The following is a 22,692-nucleotide window of genomic DNA, read 5'->3' on the forward strand; positions in this document are numbered from 1 at the left end:
GAAAAATTAATAATAATTAAAGGACATAATATGGAAAAATTAATATTGTGAGGAAGAAATTCTGTAAACGATGCAATAAATGCTAAATTACCCATTATGGTTATTTATGTTAACAACGAAAATCTTGCTCAAAAAATAAAAACCGAAACAACTGTAAAAGTGGTCGTTGAAGACAATAAGTTTTTTGACCAAATCACAAGAGAAAATCACCAAGGAATTATTGCAGTTTTAAAAGATTTCCCTATTTATGATCTTGCAATAATAGAAAAAGAAAAACCAAATAACGTTTTGGTACTAGATAAAATTCAAGACCCCCATAATTTGGGAGCTATTTTAAGAACTGCTAATGCTTTAGGTATTAAGCACATTATATTATCCAAAGACAGATCGGCAGGAATTACTTCCACTGTATTAAAGGTAAGCTCTGGTGGTTTTGTTGGTGTTAAAGTTGTAAAAGTTAACAATCTTGTTGCTGCATTGAAAAGACTTAAAAAAGCAGGATACTGAGTTTACTCATCAGCCTTGAGCAAAAATGCTCAACACTTCGATAAAGTGGATTACAACAAACCAACTATTCTTGTTATAGGAAATGAAGGCTCGGGTGTATCACAACCAGTTTTAAATGAATCTGATGTTATTATCTATATTCCACAAAAGGGAACAGTGCAATCTCTAAATGTTTCAGTTGCTGCAGGTTTATTAATAAATCAAATAACCAAGGAGTAATCTATGAATTTAATTTCAAAATTCAACCAACTAAATCAAAGCGAAGTTGGCGGTTTTTTATCGTCGCTTAGTTTTAAAAAACAAGTATATTTAATTGATAGTTTGTACAAACAAGAGTTGGTAATTACAATTAAATCTATTCTTAGTAGAAAATTTGATATACCGCTTTCATATGAAGATATCTATAATGAATTTTTACTAAAAACACCATTAATCATTAAAAATTTTAGGTCCGATAAAGGTGCATCATTCAAAACTTTTTTACTTACATCCGGCAAATTTTTTTGCTTAACAAAAATAAATTACTGGCTAAGAAATAAAAGAAAAATAAACATTTCTCCAATACCTGTTGACGAATTATTTAATCTTAAAGACGATTATGCAGAATTATCTTTTGATAATTTTATATACCAATATGACATAAATTTATTTATTAATAATCAAATGAAATTTGACGAAATATATAGAAATATGAGTAAATTAGAAAATAATAAGAATAAAATGAGATTTATGACAGGAAATAAAAAAAATGAATTTTTGCATCATATTAAAAAATCTTTCAATTACTACATAGATGGTGTAAAATATTAGTAGTGCGAGGCACTTTTTTATTTGCCGTTAAATAAGGAGAATAAATTATAATTATAAATATGAAAAAAGTAAAAATCACCTTAAGTTGTTCGGAATGTCGCTCAATGAACTATTCAACAAGCAAAGGGTCTGGGAATCCAGCGAGAATAGAAATCAAAAAACATTGCCCAAAATGTAAGACACACACGTTGCATAAAGAGGAAAAATAATGCCTGAAAACAAAACAAAAAAAGTTAAAAAGTACAGGGTTAGACGTTTTGTTAAAGAAATGAAACGTATTAGATGACCTAGTCAAAAAACAAATTGAACATCGTTTTTAAAGGTGGTAATTTTTACTTTATTATTTACGGCAGTTGTGGTGCTTTTTGCAACATTAATTACTCTAATTTGAACTAAATTAGGATTAAATTAAATACACAGTGGGAGAAAATATGGAAGAAAAAAAATTTTTATGATACATGATCAGTACAGTATCCGGTAAAGAGGATTTGGTTGTTGAATCGTTAAGAAACAGAATAATTAGTGAACAAGTCGATGACTGTTTTAACAATGAAGCTACGGAAGATGGTGCATTTAAAATCTTCAAAAAACCTAGCCTTACAGCTAAAGAGGCGGAAAAGAAACTTAACGGAGAACCTTATACAGTCAAAATGATCAACATGTACAGTGGTTATATTTTTATCAATATGTATATGAGTGATAAGGCTTGATTTGTTATCCGTAACACACAGTATGTAACAGGTTTAATCGGTTCATCTGGTAAAGGGGCTAAACCAACACCAGTAACAAGTCGCGAAATAAGAAAATGTTTTAAATCTGAAGAAAAAATGTTAAAAGATTTCTACGAAGGAAAGCTTGAAACAAAATTTTCTGTCGGTGAAATTGTTGAAATCATTGATGGACCATTTAAAGGTCAAAGCGGTAAAGTTATTGAAGCAAGTGACTCTAAAAAAATGGTTTCCGTTGAAGTTGAATATTTCGGAAGAAACGTTCCTACTGATTTCGACTATGATGTAATCAAAAGTCAAGAAAAATAATAATGCAAAAAACATAATCGGCTGATTATGTTTTTTTAAAAATCATTATTTGATAATTTCTTTTCCCATATATGGAACAAGTTTTTGAGGAACTGTTATGGTTCCGTCTTCGTTTTGGTAATTTTCTAAAATAGAAGCTACAAGTCTATCGATGGCTAAACCAGAACCATTCATGGTGTGTGCATATTGACTTGTACCATTTTCATCTTTGTATCTTATCATTGCTCTTCTAGCTTGAAAATCGCCCATATATGAAACTGATGAAATTTCTCTGAATTGAATTTCCGAAGGTAATCAAACTTCTAAATCAATGGTTTTTCTAGATGAAAAACCCGTATCTCCAGTGCATAATAATATTTCTCTATAAGGTAGTTCTAATAATTCAAGTACTTTTTTTGCTTGCGCAAGCATTTGATCGAATTCTGCCATTGCGTCTTTTTCGTTTGTAATTTTAACCAATTCAACTTTTTTAAATTGATGCAATCTTATTATTCCTTTAGTGTCCTTGCCACCACTACCAGCTTCGGATCTAAAACACTCCGTAAACGCTGTATAACGATGAGGTGTCGACAAATCAACCATTTCATTATTTAATAAGTTTGTTAATGTAACCTCCGCTGTTGGTATTAAATATCAATCATTGCCATCGACCGTGAATAAATCCTCTTTGAATTTAGGTAACTGCCCAGTTCCGAAAAGTATATTTGGTTTAGTAATAACAGGGGTTGAAAATTCAGTATAACCATCTGAAGTGTGAAGATCTAGTAAAAAGTTTTGAATTGCTCTTGTTAATCTTGCGCCTAATCCTTTGTAGACAACAAATCTGGTACCAGAAAGTTTTACGCCACGTTCAAAATCTATAATGTCTAAGTCTTTTGCAATTTCATAGTGTGGTTTTGCTTTAGCTACTAAACCTCTACCCAGTTTATCATGCGTTGCTAAAACAATATTTTGTTTGTCAGATTCTCCAAAAGGAACCTCATCCAGACAAATATTGGGTATTGTTCATAATAATTCGTTTGTTTTTTGATCGATTTCATTAGCTTTAACCTCAAGTTTACTTTGTTCAGCTTTAATTTTCGCCGCTTCTTTTCTCAATTCAGCTAATTTATTTTTATCATTTTTAGCTTCAGCGAATTCTTTACTAAATTTACTTAATTCTGCTTTTTTAGATTGAGATTGATGCATTAATTTACCACGTTTATCTAGCAATATTATTAGTTCGTCATAAATTTTAATATTAAAATTACGCTTTTGCAATGCTTCGCGTACCTTCGTTTTGTTTTCTTGGATAAACTTTATATTTAACATGTTAACTCCTAATTTAATTATTAATTGTCTAATTATACCACTAATTAATCAGCAAATATTACTCGCTATTTATTCCATATTGATAATAACTAAATCACATACATTATGCTTTTCATTCAAAACGCCTATTTCAATTGTAAAACGTGTGTTTTCGCAAAAAAACTGGAATTAATTAATCTAATAAATAACACAATATTCTTGTTGATAAATTGTGGATAAATAATAAATTTGCGTTGCAAAATGACTGTCAAGCAGTTTTTTTCTAATTTTTTTTATTCTGTTGTATATAATAGAAAAGCGTTTTATTAATATATATTTATATATGATAGAACATTTAAACACACAGGAGGTTACAATGAGTTTAAGAACATACCAACCAAACAAAAGAAAACACGTTAAAACACATGGTTTTCGTGCAAGAATGGCTACAGCTAACGGACGTAAAGTTTTAGCTGCCAGAAGAGCTAAAGGTAGAGCTAGATTAACTGTATCGGACAATAACTAATTTATCTATTTAGGTTTTAAAATGAAAAAAGAATTTAGATTACAAAAAAGTTGAGAATTTGACAATGTCATCAAAGGCAAAAAGCAAGTTATTAACAAATATTTAATAATTTACTATCAACCAGCCAATGACTTTAAAGTGGGGATTACTGTTCCTAAAAAATTCTGCAATGCAGTATATAGAAATTTTTACAAACGTCAATTGAAATCAATCATCCACTCTTTAGGATTATATGATTCAAAGTATCACTTCGTTGTCATCTTACGTAAAGAATTTTTAAACCAAAAATATCAAACAAAATTAGAAACAACCGAAAGGTTATTTAAAAAAATAAATCATGAGAGATAGATCAAATAACTTTGATTTCTTCAAAGGCAAGAATAACAATCAAGGACCAAGCAAAAAGAAAGCAGTCTGAAAGAAAGTTTGACTTGTAACTAAAATTATCTTATACGTATTGTTGTTTGCGTTAACCTTAACAGGTTGCATTCAAACTATGGTTATTAAAAGTTCAAATTATACAGGTGCTGGTACTGAATTTTACGATTCACAAGCTAAAATATCACCAACAGTTTCGACTTTTATCAAAAAAACCGCAAAAAATGACACCAACAATATGAAAACCGGAGAATACTATGAAATCACTTATTCTCCAGAGTCTAACTACCACTTGGCTTACAAAAACTACAGCGATGTTATCGAATCACTAAGAAAACAAGCAGTACAAGATGGCGGTAAATATGGCGAAAATGGGGAATTTTCTTCATCAATCAGATTTGTTGATGAAAATTTAAATGAAACGCCTATTGTTACCGGTGAAACACCAAATAGATATCTATACATCAACAGTACCGCTAAAAATTATCAATCTATTTACAAAAATTGAACAAGCTTTAAATATTTAGATACAGATTTTTCTTTAAAGGCAATCATTGGCGAAAAACAAGAAGATGGATTATATCCAATTAATAATAAATCTTTAGCAATATACCACCCCGAAAATGAAGAATTAGTAGTTAAGAAAGCTTCGTTATTTACCGTATATAATGACCAAGAAGGATATCAAAATCTTCCATTCCAAAAATATGGACGTGATGTCTTGGAATTCTTATACCGTAATACTTTTGTAAACAACAAATACTATGATGATGCGTTTAATGGTAAAACATATGCCGAATTTATGCAATCTATTATCGATGGCAAGAAGACCACTCTATCTGAGAAGGAATACGTGGCTCTTACAAGATACCATAAAGTAATGGACTCATATTTAGATGCAACATTACTAAAACACACAAACACCAAATTACCATTAATTGATAAATTCGGTGTACAACTTTATGATGAAAATGGTCAAAAGAAAATTTCTAGTTTAAGTACGCCTGAATCTGTAATTGGCGCACCTTCGTATGCAGTTAAAAACACAATTCCTTATGCTGCGGCTGAACCACAAATTTCTTTCTACTCATTTAAATCAACATTAAGCTATGGTCCTTTCTTTTCATTTGTAATCTGGCCAATAGCCTGACTAACATTCTCTGTTAGAACCCCATTGCCTGACGCTCATGGGTGAAGTACATTCCTAGTGCTTTTAATTGCGGTTATTATCACACGTTTAATAGTATTAGCAATTACATGAAAAGCAACAATGTCACAATCAATTCAAGAAGAATTGCGTGTACGTAAAGCTAAAATTGATGCAAAATATGCCGAATTCAAAGGCAATAAAGAAATGAAAATGAGACAACAACAAGAAATATCAGAATTGTATAAGAAAAATGGTGTAAGTCCAATGGATGCAATATTATCAATGATTATTTCGTTCCCTATTTTCATTGCTATGTGACGTGTAATTCAATCGGTACCCGAGCTAAAATCGACACAATTTCTAGGTTTTGACTTTGCTGCAGTTTCATACAAGAGACTGTTTGCGGGTGAATATCTATATCTAATATTATTAATACTAACAGCTGGAACACAATTTATGTCAATGTTTGTTCCAAGATTATTAAACAAAAGAAAAACTAAACATTTAAGCATTGAACAACGTGCCGCTATGAGAAAAAGCGATAAAATGCAATGAATAATGATGGTTGTATTTGTATTCATTACCTTAATCTTTACTGCTGGTGTTCAAATTTATTGATTCTTAACTAGTGCTTGGTCAATACTTCAAGCTGTTGCAATTCATTTCTTCAAGAAATCGAATTTCTACAAAAAAAGATACAATAAAAAAATAATTGCTTAAAAAAATTAACAAGCGTTTCAAATGCTTGTTTTTTTCTTAAATACTTAATTATCAGTATAAAACATTAAAAAATAGGTGGTAAAATTTACTTATAGAAAAGAGGAAAAATGAAAATTTATAGAATTAAAGAAACTAGCCCTTACATTACGTTGCCTTTAGAAAATATTATTCTTAACGATCCTGATGTAACTGGGGATGTATTAATACTTTATCAACACGATAACGCAATAATAATCGGAAATAACCAAAATGCGCACGAAGAAATTAATAGACAATATGTTATTGACAACAACATTAAATTAGCGCGTCGTAAATCAGGTGGTGGTGCTGTTTACCACGATATGGGTAATATCAACTTTAGTTTTATTACCGATTACAATAATCAAGGTGGTTATGAACGTTTTTTAGCACCAATTATAGACTTTTTAAAATCGCTTGGTTTAAATGCTGAATTTCACGGTAGAAATGATGTTCATGTTAACGGTTGCAAAATCAGCGGAAACGCTCAATATTTAAGTAAAAATAGAATTGTGAGCCACGGAACAATACTTTACAATGTAGATTTAACTAAACTTTCAAATGCTCTAAACCCAGCTAGAATCAAATATGAATCAAAAGGTATTCAATCAGTTCGAGCGCGTGTTACAAACGTTTACGATGAACTAAAAGAAAAAATGGATGTTGAAACTTTCATAACTAAGTTAATTGATTATTTCATTAAGAATTCAGGTGGTATTTTAATGGAGATCCCTTATGATAAATACCAAAAACAATTAGATGAAATGTATGAAAAAGTAAGTTCAGAAGACTGAATTTTCAATAAAGCTGCTACTTTCACCTTTAAAAGCGGTAACAAATTTAAGGGTGGAATTGTAACTGTTAAAGGAAATATCGAAAAAGGAATCATTAAAGAATTAAGATTTGAAGGTGATTTCTTAAGCAAAAAAGATATTCATGAGATTGAACCAAAATTCAATAATTTACCACTAAATGAAGAATCAATAAGAAAAGTCTTTAACGAAATTGATTTTCAAGAGTACTTTGGCACTGTAACTCCAGACGAAGTTATAAAACTAATCTTAGGCTAAATAATGATTAGAAAATTTATTGAACTAAATAATGAAACGATTTCTTATTTAGTTGATGAAGAATTGACCAACATAGTTGTTTTATTTCTTCATGGTTTTGGAGATGAAGCACAACGTGCTTTATCTCTTTTTAAAATTAAAAACAGAATGTACTCTATTACTGCTCCCGATATGCCTGGATGTGGTCAATCAACAAATAACATCGAAACTCCAACTATGCAGTACTATTGCGAAATAGTGCAAGAATTTATTGAAAAAACATTGAAAAATAAACACATTTATGTTGTTACCCATTCCTTGGGAACGGCAGCTGCTCTTTATAATGCCACTTTTAATGAAGACATAAAATTCGTTTTTGGTGTTACACCAATAATGCCAAGAGACGAATCTCAAGAGTCAATAAAAATCAGAACTAAATGAATGCTTCCCTCAACTCCTGAAGAACTTTATGAATCACAATTAAACCTATTTTCTGAGTATGATGATACTTGAATTAAAACCGAATCTGTTAAGCAAAAAATCCTCCAAACACCTCCTGAATTCTATATTGAACGTAAAAAAAGATTTACTGCTTTAGCTAATGAAATTTTCGAAACTAGCAAAATTAAGAAAATTTACGGGGACTTTTATAATAAAAAATCAAATTTTATTGCAATTATCAGTAGAAATGACCATTATTTCGATTTTTCTAGGGCGGAAAAATATATAAATCTATATAATATTAACACGTATGAACTAAACGACTCCGGTCACGCTATGTTCTACAAAAATACGGACAAAATACACAAATATATTAATAATTTTATTATAAAGAAAGAAGGATTTTATTAATGGACCAAAACACAGTTTTAGGGTTTTTAAACCTGACTAGTGCCGAGCCAATTTCAGCCTGATTCACATGGCTGTTTGGCATGACATCACTAATTTTTACCGTTCTTATCGGACTTCCTCAATTAATTCACTTAATTAAAACTAAGGAAACTAGTCCAGAGGTTAAATATTATTCATTCTGATTATTCTTTTCAGGAATTGTCGGGTGAATGATTTTAGGTTCTTGAGACGTAACGAACCCAAAAATGTTAGCTACTGCATATTCTAATATGGCTGCATCATACATATTCTCACTAACTTTATTCTTTTTATATTTATACTCTCCAGACAAATCAAGAAGAAAACATGCTTGATTAGTGTTGCTTATTTCAATGGGAATTGCTATCGCATCGACTGTCTTATCATTATTTGGAATAGTTCAAGATAGACACATGAATCCAAAACTAATGGTTGTCGCAGTTACAATATTTCCAATGTTAACAACATTTAGCTTTTTACCAAGCGTGATTAGATCATTTGAAAACAGAAAATTCGATGGTATGTCTGTTCCGATGTTAATTTGCATGGTTTGCGTTAACTTCTTCTGATTGTTATACTGAGTAACACTAGCTATTAATAGAGGTGACTTAGATTCAAATATACTATCGGCAATGATGTGACAAACAATATCATTCTTGATTTACTTCTCACAATTTATATTAGTTGTTGTATCACATTTAAAAAGCAAAAAAATAAAAAGAACTGCTTAGTCATAAACAAAAAAACACTTTTTTAATCAAAGGTGTTTTTTTATTGCTATTAACGCTAACTAACTATTTTTTCAAAAAAATCTTTTCAGTAGTTACATCCGTCTTGAATTGAGTATATATGCCAAATATTAACGCCTTTACCATCTTCGACATAACCGCTTAATCTGGCGTTGCCGGCAGAATAATCAATTCTCAATCTAGTCATTCCAACTCTTTCGTATTCGCTCTCTTTAGACATTTTCATCTTATCATCTTTATTATCAGAATCACTGATGTAAACAGCTAGAATATTGCCGTCTTTATCAAAATCAGCGCCCCAAATTGTCACGATGTGTCCTTTATTGCCCGAACCAAATGAAACAGCTAATGCCCGTCCTTCTTTGATTCAATTTCTTATGTTTATCGATAACATTTCTCTCGAACCGGGACTAACATATGAAGTTAGAGTGTGGTGTTTAAATACATCTTTGAAAAATCCTCTTGAGACAACTGGTTTATAATTATTTTCGTTATTTAATTCATAATTATTAGAAGTATATTTATAGCCATTAATAAACATATCTATTAATTTATTAGGAAATAATGCTTTATTCGGAAATAACTCAGTAAAATAGTCGAAAATTCTGCTTCTATCGTAATAATTATTTTCATCTGGAAAATTAATCATAATATTTTCTAGTTTTTTTGTAATATCGCCCGCTTTAATCATTGCTTTATCAGGGAAATCTTTTATATATCTGTTTACATACTCTCGGTTTCTATCTAATCATCAGTGCAATCAATTTGCTGCGACGACAGCGGAACATAATGATCAATCACCGTTTACTAAACGTTTGTTAATATCATACCAACCTTCGTTTTTAGAATTTCTTAATGGGTATTCATAAACCACTAAGGAAGGATCATTTTGTTTTCTGAAATTTTCAACATTTACATTAACACCATTTACCCACAGAGTTTCAGCGACGTTATTTCTCAAAGATGGAATAATTTTAGTTATATCCCCTTTGTTTATTGTTAAATTATCGTTTTTATTTAATTTATTGTTTTCGTTCACATCGTTATTTTTTATGTCTGCAACACTTTCAATGTTTTTCTCGTCAGTACTTTCCGCATTATTTTCTGCTTTTGAGTTGTTTTCAATAGTATCAGTGTTTTTGTTTGTTATAGGAGCACTATCGGTGTTCTCTTGAGTTTTATCTTTAATAAAATTATTGTTATTTCTTTTTTTCAAGTCAGCTTCAATCAAAATATTTTTTGTTTCTTGTTTTGTGTTGTTAGAAATTTTTATGTTCATATTTGCTTCATCGTTATTTTTTATTGTTGCGCACGAAACAGTAGTAGGAAAAGAAGAAAGAGTTAAAATTAAAGGTATCGTTTTTATTTTCATAAGAATTATTGTACCAAAGAATTTATTTTTAAACAGAAATGCAATCATTTCAATTTTATTTATTTTTGCATTAAAAAACTTCGAACATTTTCGAAGTTTAATTAAATTTATTCCTCTTTTACATAATAAATTAAATTATTAACTCAAACTACATCGCCAGCGAAAACTTTTGTGTTTCGCCCTATTGGAGTTTTATCGTTAATTTTTATTTTATTGTTCTCTAAATAATATTTAGCTTGACCACCAGTATCAATTAACCCAACTTTTTTCAACAATTGTCCAATTGTAATAAAACCATTATTTATAAAAACTATATTATTCATTTTATCTTCTTAGGGGGGTGATTAATTGTTTAGAACTGACATTCGAAGTAGAAAGGATTAAGATTTTTTTAACTTGATCATCAATTAAAATGGAAATATCATCTTCAAAAACGGAAATTGCATCTTTTAAGAAATTATAATTTAAATCAAATTCAACAGGTTTACCTTCAAATTTAAAATTTTGTGTTTTAGCAACTGAACTTCCAATTTCAGCAATATTATTTACCAACGTTAAGTTATTACTTGTTACCGTTACTTCGATTCTATTTTGTTTATCACCGTTGCTTAATCACACCTTATTCAATAATTCATTCAATTCTGATTTTGTAATTTGTAAATTATATTTAACATTCATATCTGCCAAAATTGGTTCAGTATCTCTAAATGGTACTGAAACAATACGCGAAATAATAATTGTATTGTCATACTTAACACCAACTTTTATATCATTGTAAAAAAAGGTAATTTTCTTAGGCGCGTCTGCCGGTATTAGATCCTTTAAATCTTTGGCATTTACTGAAATATCAATATTTTCTTCTAAAGGAGTATTTGTTTTCATTTGGTAGAGAGCCAATCTATAAGAGTCAGTTGCTGTAAAATTAATGCAATTATTTTTATAACGCATATTTATGCATCTATAGATTAAGTTATTGTCAGCACTTGATGCGTGAATAACATTTTTAATTGCCTTCCTAAATTCGTTGGTATCTAATTCAAATTGTTTTGTGTTGATTAAATTATCTATTACTGGGAATTGATTTGACTGAAGAGTTGAAAGTTGATATCTTGAATTTCCTTCAATTATTTCTAATAATGCATTAGGGGTTTGTTGTATTGTTATTTCCCCAGACAATTTTTTAATAATTGTTTTAAAAACATTGGCTTGAATTAAAAATTCACCAGTTTGTTCTACCTTAATTAATACATCATCCACAGTTAATTTCTTAACGATGCTTGTTGCGTCGTTAGCTGCTTTAATGGTAATAAATTCATTGTCCACAATTATCATAATTCCTCTAAAGCTATAAAATGTACTAATTGGGTCAACGTATTTTGAAACAATTTCAATTGAATCATCAAGAATTTTTTTGTTTATATGGAATTTCATAATTCCTCCTTAAAAAGTAAATATAAGTAATATATTTTTGGTGTTTTGTTGATAACTATGAAAAACATGATTTTTAAGTTGTTTTTCAATTGTTTTAATAGTTTTTGGTTGTTTTTGTTATGTTAATAACTTTAGGTTAACTTGTATATTTCTTCAGAAATAGCCGAAATAGCTCTGTTGTATGATTGGTCAGCTTCTTCGCATCCGCGTTCGATTTTCTTGATTGCATTTATTATTGTTGAATGATCTCTATTTCCGAATAATTGACCGATTTTTTCAAGAGGTAAACCCATTTCTTCTCTAATAATGAATATTGCTATATGCCTTGCCATAACAACGTCACGCTGTCTACCTTTACCTAAAATCTCTTTTTTAGGGACTTTATAGTATTTTGCAACATATTCAATAACAGATTCTGGCGTAACAGATTCTTTATTTAGTGTCATTGATGAAAGTATTCTATTTACGACAACGAGTGAATATTTAGCGTTGGCTTTGCTTGCGATTTCTTTATCATAAAAACTTAATCTTGTAATTGCTCCTAATAAATTTCTGATCGAATTTTGAAAATTTCGAGCAATAAACTGTTTCGCTTCTAATTCTCAATTATTAGGGTGCATATTCTTTATCTTTATGAAATAGTTAAGAACTTTTATAAGGTCATCCTGTTTAGGCTGTTTTATTTCTAATTGTAAACCCATTGTTAATCTAGTTATTAATCTGTGATCAAACATAGAATTTAATGCTGTGATAGATTTATCAGAAGTAAAAATTGTTAAATTGTTATTGTTTATTCTACTATCTAATATTTGATTTATAACTTGCAATGTAGATTTTTTGTTGCCTTGCCCATAATTTTGAAAATCATCAAACATTACAACATCAGCGTTTATTAAAGAATTGACTCTTTCTTTAATTTTAGCTTGATTATTTTCTTGAAGCAACAGTGAAATATCTGTAACAAAATCACCAGGATTAATATAGTGCACGGACTTACCCAATTTGACTAATTCATTGCCAATTGCGTGCAATAAGTGAGTTTTACCCAACCCGGATTTCGAAAAAATAAACACAGGATTGTATTCTTGACCCCCATCAGCGATATATCTTCCAATTCTGATTGCTTCTTTATTGAACTCGCCCTCAACATAAGTATCGAATGTCAAATCATTTTTAAATACAGAAACATTTTTCTTTAGAGTTTTTGTGATGTTTTTTTGAATTTGTTTAACTTTAGTGTCTTGATTTAAATCAATTTGTTTGGTACTTTCGGCAGTACTAATAAAAGTGTAGGTGCAGGAATGCCCGAGAGTCTCTTCAAGAGCTTTGCTAACTTTATCATTCATGCTTGCTCTTATGATATTCATACTATCTTTACTTAAGTTCGATTCGATAGTAACGTGATAATCAGAGTCAACCTTAGCTATTTTTAAAGGCAGAAAAAAATTTTTATACAACATTTTATCCGTAACTTCTAACATTAAGCAGTGTAAAAAAGTTTCGGTTAAAGCCAATAATTTGTTTTTTTCAATTTCTTGTTTCCTCATAAATCTCCTAATCAATAATTAAATCATAATTTAACTTATATTATAAGCTAGTTAAATTGTTAAATAAACAAGTTATCCATTAGTTATTAACAATGTTATCAACAACGTATTATGCTGATTTAAAGACAAAAAAGTTAAAATTAACAACTTATTTACACAATGTCTAAAAAATGTGTATAACTTGTTTTTAAAACTTCTGTTATTCACCTAATTACAGACTAAAGAAAAACCTAAAAATAAATGGATAATTCAATATAATGTAATATATGAACGACAATTACGGTAAAAAGACATACACGCAAAATAAATTATTTAGTGCTCGCGGAAGATTTTTAAAAGTTTTAAGCGGTGGCGAGAAAGCAGATTGGAAATACACTCTAGCGATTTTTGAAACTGATAATCGTGAAAATTTTTCGATTTTTATTACCGATAAAAAAATTAAATTATTATCTTTTTACGATATTGAGTATACAAACAATACAAACAGTAAATATAATTCCAAAAAATTAATATCTCTAGCAATTAGTGAACCTAAAAATGATGAAGAATTCGAAAGAGTGCTAATCAATACAGTAAAAGGAGTTGGAAAAAGGACAATTGAAATTCTTAAAGAAAAGTTTGGCTCTGATTGAGCTAAAAAATTCAAACAAGAACCTATGCTATTTGAAAGTTCAGTTTCGCCAAAACTTTTCGAATCTCTTAAAGAATTTTTTGTTAGTTATGACGACGAGACATATAGTTTTTTTGTAAATAATGGACTTGAACGACTTTATGACGTTCTGAAAATTGAATTTGGTGAAGAAGATTTATTAAAAAAACTTAGAGAGATAAACCCCTATTCTTTGGTCTATGATTACGATTATAAGTTTGAAATTATTGACAAACTAGGAATTTGTATGGACTTAGACGAGTCAGATAAAAGGCTTTATGCCTTGATATATAACAATGTAACAAAATTAATGAATAATAATTCGACATTAGTAGATTTTATTGAGCTATATGATGCTATTAAAAAGGACCGCAAAAGTTATTCAGAAACAACGCTTATTGAAGCTATACAAAAATTAGTGAACGAATCAATTTTGTTTTTTGATACAACTCAAAATAGGATTTCAACTGCTAAAATGTTAATTAAAGAAAAATATATTGCTGACGAATTATTAAGATTAAATAAATATAAAAATAACAATTCTGTTACCCAAACTTCAAGTGTTTTATCACCATTGCAACAAGAAGCGTTCATTAATGGAGTTAATAAAAAAGTATCGGTGATTTCAGGGTTTCCCGGAACGGGCAAATCGTATGTAATTAAATATTTAATTAATTATTTTGTGGATAATAAAATATATAAAAAATCCGAAATCGCCGTTGTTGCACCAACAGGACGCGCTGCCATAAATTTAAAAAACAAGCTAGATATTGAGGCGAAAACAATTCACTCATTATTTAGAATTGCACAAGAACCATTTAAAAACATACAATTAGCAAGCTACAAAGATTTAGATCACAAAGTTTTAATTATTGATGAGTTTTCAATGGTTACGGTTGATTTGCTATTTTTAATACTTAATAATCTACCTAGACTAGAAAAAATCATTTTTGTTGGTGATGCAGATCAATTGCCTTGCATTGGTCCAGGGAATATGCTTGAAGATATAGTCAAGTCCGGCAAAATAGCCACAACTATTCTTACGGATATATTCAGAACTGATAAAAAGGAAATTTGCGACCATTTCTTATCAATAAAAAACAAAAAAACACCTTCTTTAAAAACTGAATCAATTAAATGACACGAAATAAGCGAGACTGAATTTACGGAAAAAATTGTTGAGCAATATCAGCTTTCGGTTGAAAAGTATGGGATCGAAAATGTAGCTGTGTTGATACCAATTCATAAAAGCGAAGTAGGTATAAAAGCAGTAAACGATATACTTCAACAATGAAATTTATTGAGAAATCAATTGAAAAAGAAAAACATTGATTCAATATCGTATGGTCATGGAGACACTTGCAGGTTATATTATGTAGGTGATCGAGTTGTCCAATTAGAAAATGATTATGAATTAGATGTTTATAATGGAGAAATCGGAACTATAACAAAAATTAATGCAAATACAGAAGTTACAGTTGACTTTGGTTATAAATCAATCACATATACGAGAGAAGAATTCGGTTCATATGTTTCTTTAGGTTATGCCCTATCGGTACATAAATTTCAAGGCTCAGAATCTATGTGTGTGATTTTGCCTGTTTTTGATGCGTATGATTGAATGATGACAACCAAACTAATGTATACTGGGACATCAAGAGCAAAAGAAGAATTAATAATTATTGGAAATTTAAATTTTTATATTTGAAAAATAAAAAATAATAATCGAGATATAAAAGCTTATACTTCATTCGGTGCTTTTATTGAAAAAGGAGAATAATGAAACTTATAGTGGGGCTAGGAAACATTGGTCAAGAATATAAATTTACACGCCATAATGCAGGTTTTTTGGTTATTGACAAAATATCTGAAAAAACCGGGATTAAGCTTAATAAAGACAAATTCAATGGCAAATTTGGAATTGGAGATGATTTTATTATTGCAAAACCTTCAACCTATATGAATCGTTCTGGTGAATTTATTCAAGCAATTTGCCACTTTTATAAAATTTCACCATCCGATGTTATGGTTATTTATGATGAAAAAGATTTTAATTTAGGGCAGGCTTCAATAAAAATTGGTGGTTCAAGTGCAGGACATAATGGTGTGCAAAATGTAATCGATAATTTAATTTCTAATGATTTTAAAAGATTAAGGATTGGTATTGGTCGCGACAAAAATTATGAACTAAAAGACTGAGTTTTAAGCAATTTTAAACCCGAGGAAATTGCTATTGTTGAACAAGTTGCTGATGTAGCGGCAGAGGCAGCATTATCATTTGTTTACAACGACATAAAGATTGTTATTGAAAAGTTTAATAGTGAAAATAAAAAATAAAAAATTAATAGCTGTAAGCGGCGGCCCAGATTCCATGTTTCTATTAAGAAAAAGTATAGATACTTACGGTTCTGAAAATTTGGTTGTAGCTCACATAAATTACAAAACTCGTCCTGAAAGTGATTATGAAACAGAGTTAGTTAAGAATTTTTGCGAGTCAAACAATGTTTTATTTTTCTTTAAAATTTTCGATTACACACAATGCAAAGGTAATTTTGAAAATTGAGCAAGAACAAAAAGGTATGAATTTTTTAAATCTGTCTATGACAAGGAGAACTGCGATTTACTAATTATGGGTCATCATAAAGATGATTTTTTAGAAACGGCCTTAATGCAAAAAAACTCTAATAGAGAGGTGTTGTTTTTTGGTATAAAAGATAAAAATATCAATTTTGGAATGAATATCTATAGACCTTTTATCAAACTATACTTTAAGGATGAAATACTTTTCAAAATTAAGGATTTAGATATTCCTTATAGTATCGATTCAACGAATTCGTTGCCGATTTGCGAAAGAAATAAAATTCGTCTTGAGTTGCAAAAACACTCATTGGCGGAAAAAAACGAATTAATAAGTAGTTTTTATAAAAAAAATTCTTTATTAATGAAAACCGAAGAAAAAATACTTAAAGAATTTGAATGCTGGAAAGATAGTGAATATAGCCAAGATTTTTTTGAATTGTGCGAGTATAAAGCACAAATTATCTATAAATTTATTCATGAAAACTTTTTCGAAATTAAACTTTCAAAAAATAAGATTGATTCAATTATTCAATGATATTTATCAAAAAACCGTACTTCTGAATATATTTTAAAAGACAAAATCAAATTAATCAAAAAAAGAGGTAAATTAACGAATATTTCATAATTGTAATTAATATATAATTGAATTATTAAATGAAAGGAGTTTTATGAGAGACGATAAAACCAATCAACCTAAAAAATCGAAATTAACCGTAACACTATTAACTATATTAGGCGTTATTGTTGCGGCCGTACTGATATGGATGTTGTGAGAAAAATTTAAACCAACACCTGCAGAGGTTGATATTAATGCTTGGCATGCTCATATATCTAAAGCTATAGCCAATACAAGCGATAACACATACATAAGATATGCCAATTGAGATACTTATAATGGACTTGTAAACTATGAATTTGTTGACAATGGAAAAAGTTCATTATACACTGCTAAGATAGGTCGTGAGAACATTGCTCAGTGATTTAGTCAAAATGAAAGAATAGGCGCCTTGGCGCAAACCCATCCAGGGTTTGGTCCCGAAACAAAAACATTTGCTTCATTATTAAATGATGCTACACAAGGTTCGGACTATGTAGTAAATGGAAAAGCGCTTATTTATTCTGGACTGCCGTCAAATAAAACATCTATTTTAGAAGTTGTTATTCGTTCGGCGTTACCATTAATTATTTTCATTCTTATTGGTTGACTATTTACCAGATCTTTATTTAAGGGTGGTATGGTCGGAATGGCCGGTGAAGATAAAAGCGTAGCCCAAAAAGTTAAAAGCGATAAAAGATTTAAAGATATTGCTGGAAACAGAGAAGCAATCGAAGAAATTTCTGAGATTGTAGATTATTTAAAAGATCCTAAAAAATACGTTAAAGCTGGCGCAAGAATGCCACATGGTATTTTATTGGGCGGTCCTCCGGGAACGGGTAAAACATTGCTTGCTAAAGCAACGGCTGGTGAGGCAAATGTTCCATTCTACTTTATATCTGCTTCGAATTTTGTTGAAATGTATGTTGGGCTAGGTGCTAAACGTGTCAGAAACGTTGTTGCGGAAGCACGCAAAAACGCACCAGCAATCATATTCATAGATGAACTTGACGCAATTGGGCGTACAAGAGGTGCTGGTCTGGGTGGTGGACACGATGAACGTGAACAAACATTAAACCAACTACTTGTTGAAATGGATGGTATGACAGAAAATACTGGTTTGTTATTCTTTGCAGCGACAAACCGTACTGACGTATTAGACCCAGCTCTAATTAGACCAGGACGTTTTGACCGTCAAATTACTGTTGGTTTACCCGATGTTAAAGAAAGAGAAGAAATTCTAGAATTACACGCAAAAGGAAAAAGAATCGCACCAAATGTAAATTTAGCAAAAGTTGCCAAAAGAACTCCGGGATATTCGGGAGCTCAATTAGAAAACGTTATTAATGAAGCAAGTTTATTAGCCGTGCGTTTCAACCATGATGTTATTACGTTGGAGGATATTGACGAGGCGATTGACAGAGTTATGTCGGGTCCTGCCAAAAAGAATAGAGTTATATCGGAGAAGGAATTGACTATGGTTGCTTACCACGAAGCCGGTCACGCGGTTGTGGGTATAAAAGTGCCTGGTGGTAATAAAGTTCAAAAAATTACTATCATTCCTAGAGGACAAGCTGGCGGTTACAATTTAATGACTCCGGAAGAAGAGAAATACAATATGTCAAAACAAGAATTAATCTCAATGATTACTTCGTTTATGGGTGGTAGAGCTGCCGAAGAAATAATATATGGGGCAGAAAATATTTCTACTGGAGCTAGTGATGATATTCAAAAAGCAACAAAAATAGCTAGAAAAATGGTTACCGAATGAGGAATGTCTGGCCTTGGGCCAATTCAGTACGAGGCGGACGAAGGTTCTCCTTTCTTGGGTAGAGATTATTTGAAATCCGCTGCTTTCTCACCTGAAGTTGGTCATGAGATAGATTTAGAAGTTAGAAAAATAGTATTAGAGGCTCAAAAAAGAGCTCATGAAGTTATTAATAATAATAGGGAACTTTTAGAATTAATTAAAACCGCATTACTAGATAAAGAAACAATAGTTGCCGAAGAAATTGAATATATAGCAGAACATATGAAACTTCCTCCAAAATCGGAAGCAACCCATAATGAAACTGTTGCAAATATTTCATTAGATGAACTATTAAATGAAACAAATACACCTGATAATAATTCAGATCAAAAATAAAAAGTTAAAAAAATAGTCGCGCGAGCGACTATTTTAATTTCTAAATATTAAGCAACTAATGCATTGAAGATTCCATAGCTAGCAACAGTTCAAACAGGTAGAGCGATTAAACTTACCAATGTTGATAGTGATGAAACTTGTGCAGTATATGGTGTGTGTTCGTGTTTGAAAGCTACAGAGAAAATAATTGTAACTGCAGCAGGAGGACAAGCACCTAAGATAACTAACAATGTACCAGTAGATACTGATAGTAATCCGAATTTAACGAATGGTAAACAAACTAGTAACATAACAACAGGAATTGTTAATGCTTTTCTAATTGTTGTAATTCAAACTTCTTTATCTTTAGCAGCTTCTTTTAGGTTTGATGTTGCCAATGAACCACCGATTACGATTCATGCTAATGGTGAAATAACATCTACCATTTTTTTAATTGGTTCGATAATCATTGGGATTTGTGAACCGAATGCGTGTCAGAATTGTAGTGTACCGTTTGTGGTATCTGAATATCATTCTCCGGCAGCGTTGAATTTAGGAATTGCTGGAATGAATTGTAATGCTCATAAAATAGCTGAGACATATAAACAAATCATCATTGGGTTGAAAATTGCGTTTAAAATAGGTTTAATTTGATTTCTAGAGAATTTTTGACCCGAGTAAGCCATTTTAACATATGTGAAGGCACCAATCATGTATGGTAAGTTTCACACTTGTAAAAGAGCTGTTGCACTAGTGTTGAAAACTGGTGCCCCTAATGCTTTTACCAAAGGAACAGCAAAGAATTGTAATGATGCATATGCTAACATCATTTGTGAAGTTAATAGTTTTTGAGTATAACTATTGATTTGAGCTTCTCTGAATTGAGCAGGTGATTGTGATTTATCTGATTGTTCATACATTTTTTCAGCTTGAGCTCTAATTTTAGCTGAAACTAGTCTTGATCTAGGCACAAACTTAATAATTAAAGTATTGTATACCGCAATTAAAATGTAGAATGCAGCAGATAGTCCGATTACAATACCAACTTCTTTAGCGACGTCTGCTTTGGCTGGCGCCATAAACGCAACTATACACAAGAAAGGTAGTGCTCATTGTAGTAAAAATGTTGATATTTTACCGTTAATTTCTTTAGTAAAAATACCTTTTTTAGTTACGAAGAAACCAACAAGAACGAAAAACATTGTTGCTATAACAGCACCATATAAGTTCTGTGATTTTAGTAATTTAACTAAATTTTCCATATTATCCTTTCGTAATATTTTATATTAATATAAATATTAATTGGCAACGATAACATCTTGAATATAGTTGTTATTGTGTACCGATTAAATTATATACTTTATATTACTTATTATTCTATATATAAGCTATATATGAAAATATAGAATAAAAAAGATTTAATCAAGTTTTTCGACGATATTTTTACGAAAAAATACATTTATGAGTTATTTTCGTCAAATATTATCGTAATATTTCCATATGGTTACATTACCACATTGTGGAAATATAGTTCCACTATTGTTTATATCGTAAGCAAAACACATATCAGACTGTTTTTCAATAACAACGGTAAAATGAACTTATATTTGGGCATTTTGAAATAGCAGTAATTGGTTTATAATTATTAATATATTAAATTCTTAAGGAGAATTATGCAAGAAAAAGAAAAATATTTGTTTGCAATTGATTTAGATGGTACACTTCTTTCTTCTAGTTCAGAAGGAACTATTCACGAAGTTGCAATAAAAGCAATCGAAAGAGCAAAAGCTGAGGGACATATTGTTTGCTTAGTAACTGGTAGACCATGAAGATCGACTCGTCCTATTTACAACATGTTAGGACTGGATACCGTAGTTACAAACTACAATGGTGCTCAAATTCATAACCCTAGTGATGAAAACTTCATTCCTTTAATTAAATATTTAAACTTGAATGAAATGCTTTACATTTTAGGCGATCCAAAAGTTAAACAAGAAATTAGCAACGTTGCTATTGAAGGGCCTGGATGAGTTCAGTTACAAAGAAGAGATGAAGCGCTTGAGAGAGTTTTTGGTTTTAAAGAAAATCCTAAATTTAAAGTTGGATTGGATTTTAATAAAATTCCATTGAGACCTACCGGAATTATATTTGATGTTAAAGAAACAACAGATCCAGACGATTTAAGAGATTATTTAAGAGCAAAATATGGAGATTTAGGTGAATTTTCATATTGATCGAAAGGAGAAGGTTTAACGCCTGTTTTTGATATCACGAATGTGTCAGTAAACAAAGGCCGTGCTATTTCATTATTGAGTCGTTATTACGATATTCCGCTAGAAAATATCGTGGCTTTCGGTGACGGTCATAACGACATTTCAATGTTTAAAGTTGCTAAGACTGCTGTAGTAATGAAAAATGCTCCAGAACCAGTTAAAAAGCACGCAACTGTGAGAATTAATAAGAAAAACACTGAAGGGGCTGTAGGTTTCTATATTAACAAATTCCTTGATAACCCTGAAGAAGAAAAAGCTAAAAGCTTAAGAGTTCGCTCTAAAATGAAGAAGAATTCTTATGTTAATACAGAAGCAGATGATTAATGAAGTTTATAGAATTTAGTTCATTAGTTAATGTTAACGACAAAAAAGTTATCGGAGTTGACGAAGTAGGCGTCGGCGATTATTTTGGTCCGCTAGTGTCAGCGGCGGTTTTAATACCGCAAGAAAATAAAGAAAAACTCGTTAAATTGGGTGCTATTGATTCTAAAAAGATTAGCGACACTAAAATAAAGGTGCTTGCACCTCTAATAAGAAAATTATGCGTTTACGGCGTTTATGTTTTGTCACCTAAAGGTTTTAACAATATGAGCAAAATGCACAATGGCAATGAATTAAAAATGTTTACTCATTTAAGTTCTATTGATAAAATTTTGATTAAAAATATTGAATACGATTTTATTTTTATTGATAAATATTCAACAACCAATAGTATTCAAAAATATTATGACAAATTTATGAATAATAACTTCTTTGTCAAGTTTACAAATATCGAAAAAGATATTATATTAGCGAATAAAGCTGAAGATATTTCACTAGAAGTTGCTTGTGCCTCAATATTAGCAAGAGAATCTTTTCTATATAAGATGGAAGAAATGAATCAAAAATATGGTGTAGAATTTCCTTTTGGTGCTTCGCAAAAAGTAAAAGAATTCGCAAAAGAGCTATTTGAGAAACGTAGCGACATAACTATTGCAGATATCTGTAAAACGACTTTTAAAATGGAAATATAATTA

23 protein-coding genes are annotated in these 22,692 nt (G+C 30.3%); 17 read left to right on the top strand and 6 right to left on the bottom strand.

The window, feature by feature from the left end; genetic code table 4:
• The first annotated feature begins 30 nt into the window (after positions 1-30).
• From rlmB to nusG, 5 genes are read left to right on the top strand one after another with little or no spacing between them, the layout of a single operon-like run.
• On the top strand, positions 31-726 hold the full coding sequence (rlmB, locus tag HLA87_RS01845) for a 23S rRNA (guanosine(2251)-2'-O)-methyltransferase RlmB (protein WP_171111361.1): 696 nt from the start codon (positions 31-33) through the stop codon (positions 724-726).
• Between the two features lie 3 nt (positions 727-729).
• Positions 730-1,317, top strand: coding sequence for a hypothetical protein (locus tag HLA87_RS01850; RefSeq protein ID WP_171111363.1), 588 nt, complete (start codon positions 730-732; stop codon positions 1,315-1,317).
• A gap of 59 nt (positions 1,318-1,376) precedes the next feature.
• A complete protein-coding gene (gene rpmG / locus HLA87_RS01855) occupies positions 1,377-1,526 on the top strand; it encodes a 50S ribosomal protein L33 (RefSeq protein ID WP_171111366.1) in 150 nt (49 codons plus the stop codon).
• Positions 1,526-1,729 carry a preprotein translocase subunit SecE gene (gene secE, locus HLA87_RS01860; RefSeq protein WP_171111368.1) on the top strand — a complete coding sequence of 68 codons (204 nt, stop codon included), beginning with the start codon at positions 1,526-1,528 and terminating at the stop codon, positions 1,727-1,729. The genes rpmG and secE overlap by 1 nt, the downstream gene beginning before the upstream one ends.
• A 19-nt stretch (positions 1,730-1,748) precedes the next feature.
• Entirely contained in the window at positions 1,749-2,354 is a 606-nt protein-coding gene (gene nusG / locus HLA87_RS01865; protein ID WP_171111370.1) for a transcription termination/antitermination protein NusG, read from the top strand.
• Positions 2,355-2,399: 45 nt separating this feature from the next.
• Here the strand turns inward: nusG and serS are convergent, their stop codons facing one another.
• The gene (gene serS, locus HLA87_RS01870; RefSeq protein WP_171111372.1) at positions 2,400-3,665 is read right to left on the bottom strand and encodes a serine--tRNA ligase; all 1,266 of its coding nucleotides are present in this window, start codon (positions 3,663-3,665) and stop codon (positions 2,400-2,402) included.
• Positions 3,666-4,020: 355 nt separating this feature from the next.
• On the opposite strand from serS, the gene rpmH reads away from it, so the two are divergent.
• The 6 genes from rpmH to HLA87_RS01900 all read left to right on the top strand — a co-directional run bounded on the left by rpmH (position 4,021) and on the right by HLA87_RS01900 (position 9,086).
• Positions 4,021-4,170 carry a 50S ribosomal protein L34 gene (rpmH, locus tag HLA87_RS01875; RefSeq protein ID WP_171111374.1) on the top strand — a complete coding sequence of 50 codons (150 nt, stop codon included), beginning with the start codon at positions 4,021-4,023 and terminating at the stop codon, positions 4,168-4,170.
• A 21-nt stretch (positions 4,171-4,191) separates the two neighbouring features.
• Positions 4,192-4,518 (top strand): ribonuclease P protein component, encoded by a 327-nt coding sequence (gene rnpA, locus HLA87_RS01880; protein ID WP_171111376.1) that lies wholly within the window; start codon positions 4,192-4,194, stop codon positions 4,516-4,518.
• Complete coding sequence (gene yidC / locus HLA87_RS01885; protein WP_171111378.1) at positions 4,508-6,418, top strand: membrane protein insertase YidC; 1,911 nt, start codon at positions 4,508-4,510, stop codon at positions 6,416-6,418. Before rnpA ends, yidC begins: the two co-directional genes overlap by 11 nt.
• Before the next feature lie 107 nt (positions 6,419-6,525).
• Positions 6,526-7,506, top strand: a complete 981-nt coding sequence (locus HLA87_RS01890; protein ID WP_171111380.1) for a lipoate--protein ligase — start codon at positions 6,526-6,528, stop codon at positions 7,504-7,506.
• A gap of 3 nt (positions 7,507-7,509) precedes the next feature.
• A complete protein-coding gene (locus HLA87_RS01895) occupies positions 7,510-8,337 on the top strand; it encodes an alpha/beta fold hydrolase (protein ID WP_171111382.1) in 828 nt (275 codons plus the stop codon).
• Entirely contained in the window at positions 8,337-9,086 is a 750-nt protein-coding gene (locus HLA87_RS01900) for a PQ-loop repeat-containing protein (protein WP_171111384.1), read from the top strand. Before HLA87_RS01895 ends, HLA87_RS01900 begins: the two co-directional genes overlap by 1 nt.
• 55 nt (positions 9,087-9,141) lie before the next feature.
• On the opposite strand, the gene HLA87_RS01905 is transcribed toward HLA87_RS01900, so the two are convergent.
• From HLA87_RS01905 to dnaA, 4 genes are all read right to left on the bottom strand, one after another.
• Positions 9,142-10,476 carry an IdeS/Mac family cysteine endopeptidase gene (locus HLA87_RS01905; protein ID WP_171111386.1) on the bottom strand — a complete coding sequence of 445 codons (1,335 nt, stop codon included), beginning with the start codon at positions 10,474-10,476 and terminating at the stop codon, positions 9,142-9,144.
• Between the two features lie 107 nt (positions 10,477-10,583).
• Complete coding sequence (locus HLA87_RS01910; RefSeq protein WP_171111388.1) at positions 10,584-10,799, bottom strand: RNA-binding S4 domain-containing protein; 216 nt, start codon at positions 10,797-10,799, stop codon at positions 10,584-10,586.
• Between the two features lies 1 nt (position 10,800).
• Complete coding sequence (locus HLA87_RS01915) at positions 10,801-11,907, bottom strand: DNA polymerase III subunit beta (protein WP_171111390.1); 1,107 nt, start codon at positions 11,905-11,907, stop codon at positions 10,801-10,803.
• 131 nt (positions 11,908-12,038) lie between these two features.
• Positions 12,039-13,454: a chromosomal replication initiator protein DnaA gene (gene dnaA / locus HLA87_RS01920; protein ID WP_171111392.1), complete on the bottom strand. Its 1,416-nt coding sequence runs from the start codon at positions 13,452-13,454 to the stop codon at positions 12,039-12,041.
• Between the two features lie 266 nt (positions 13,455-13,720).
• On the opposite strand from dnaA, the gene HLA87_RS01925 reads away from it, so the two are divergent.
• The 4 genes from HLA87_RS01925 to ftsH are packed head-to-tail and all read left to right on the top strand — an operon-like array spanning position 13,721 to position 19,424.
• Complete coding sequence (locus HLA87_RS01925; protein WP_171111394.1) at positions 13,721-15,883, top strand: ATP-dependent DNA helicase; 2,163 nt, start codon at positions 13,721-13,723, stop codon at positions 15,881-15,883.
• Positions 15,883-16,440 (top strand): aminoacyl-tRNA hydrolase, encoded by a 558-nt coding sequence (gene pth / locus HLA87_RS01930; RefSeq protein WP_171111396.1) that lies wholly within the window; start codon positions 15,883-15,885, stop codon positions 16,438-16,440. Before HLA87_RS01925 ends, pth begins: the two co-directional genes overlap by 1 nt.
• Positions 16,424-17,308, top strand: a complete 885-nt coding sequence (gene tilS, locus HLA87_RS01935) for a tRNA lysidine(34) synthetase TilS (RefSeq protein WP_171111398.1) — start codon at positions 16,424-16,426, stop codon at positions 17,306-17,308. Before pth ends, tilS begins: the two co-directional genes overlap by 17 nt.
• Positions 17,309-17,351: 43 nt before the next feature.
• On the top strand, positions 17,352-19,424 hold the full coding sequence (ftsH, locus tag HLA87_RS01940) for an ATP-dependent zinc metalloprotease FtsH (RefSeq protein WP_171111401.1): 2,073 nt from the start codon (positions 17,352-17,354) through the stop codon (positions 19,422-19,424).
• A gap of 47 nt (positions 19,425-19,471) precedes the next feature.
• On the opposite strand, the gene HLA87_RS01945 is transcribed toward ftsH, so the two are convergent.
• Positions 19,472-20,665, bottom strand: a complete 1,194-nt coding sequence (locus tag HLA87_RS01945) for an AEC family transporter (protein ID WP_171111403.1) — start codon at positions 20,663-20,665, stop codon at positions 19,472-19,474.
• A gap of 411 nt (positions 20,666-21,076) precedes the next feature.
• Between HLA87_RS01945 and HLA87_RS01950 the strand changes: the two genes are divergently transcribed.
• Together HLA87_RS01950 and rnhC are read left to right on the top strand one after the other, a co-directional pair.
• Complete coding sequence (locus tag HLA87_RS01950) at positions 21,077-22,000, top strand: Cof-type HAD-IIB family hydrolase (protein ID WP_171111405.1); 924 nt, start codon at positions 21,077-21,079, stop codon at positions 21,998-22,000.
• Entirely contained in the window at positions 22,000-22,689 is a 690-nt protein-coding gene (rnhC, locus tag HLA87_RS01955; protein WP_171111407.1) for a ribonuclease HIII, read from the top strand. Before HLA87_RS01950 ends, rnhC begins: the two co-directional genes overlap by 1 nt.
• The last annotated feature ends 3 nt before the right edge of the window (positions 22,690-22,692 follow it).

It is taken from the genome of Mycoplasma miroungigenitalium, assembly GCF_013008635.1.
In the GTDB taxonomy this organism is placed as follows: domain Bacteria; phylum Bacillota_I; class Bacilli_A; order Mycoplasmatales; family Metamycoplasmataceae; genus Mycoplasmopsis; species Mycoplasmopsis miroungigenitalium.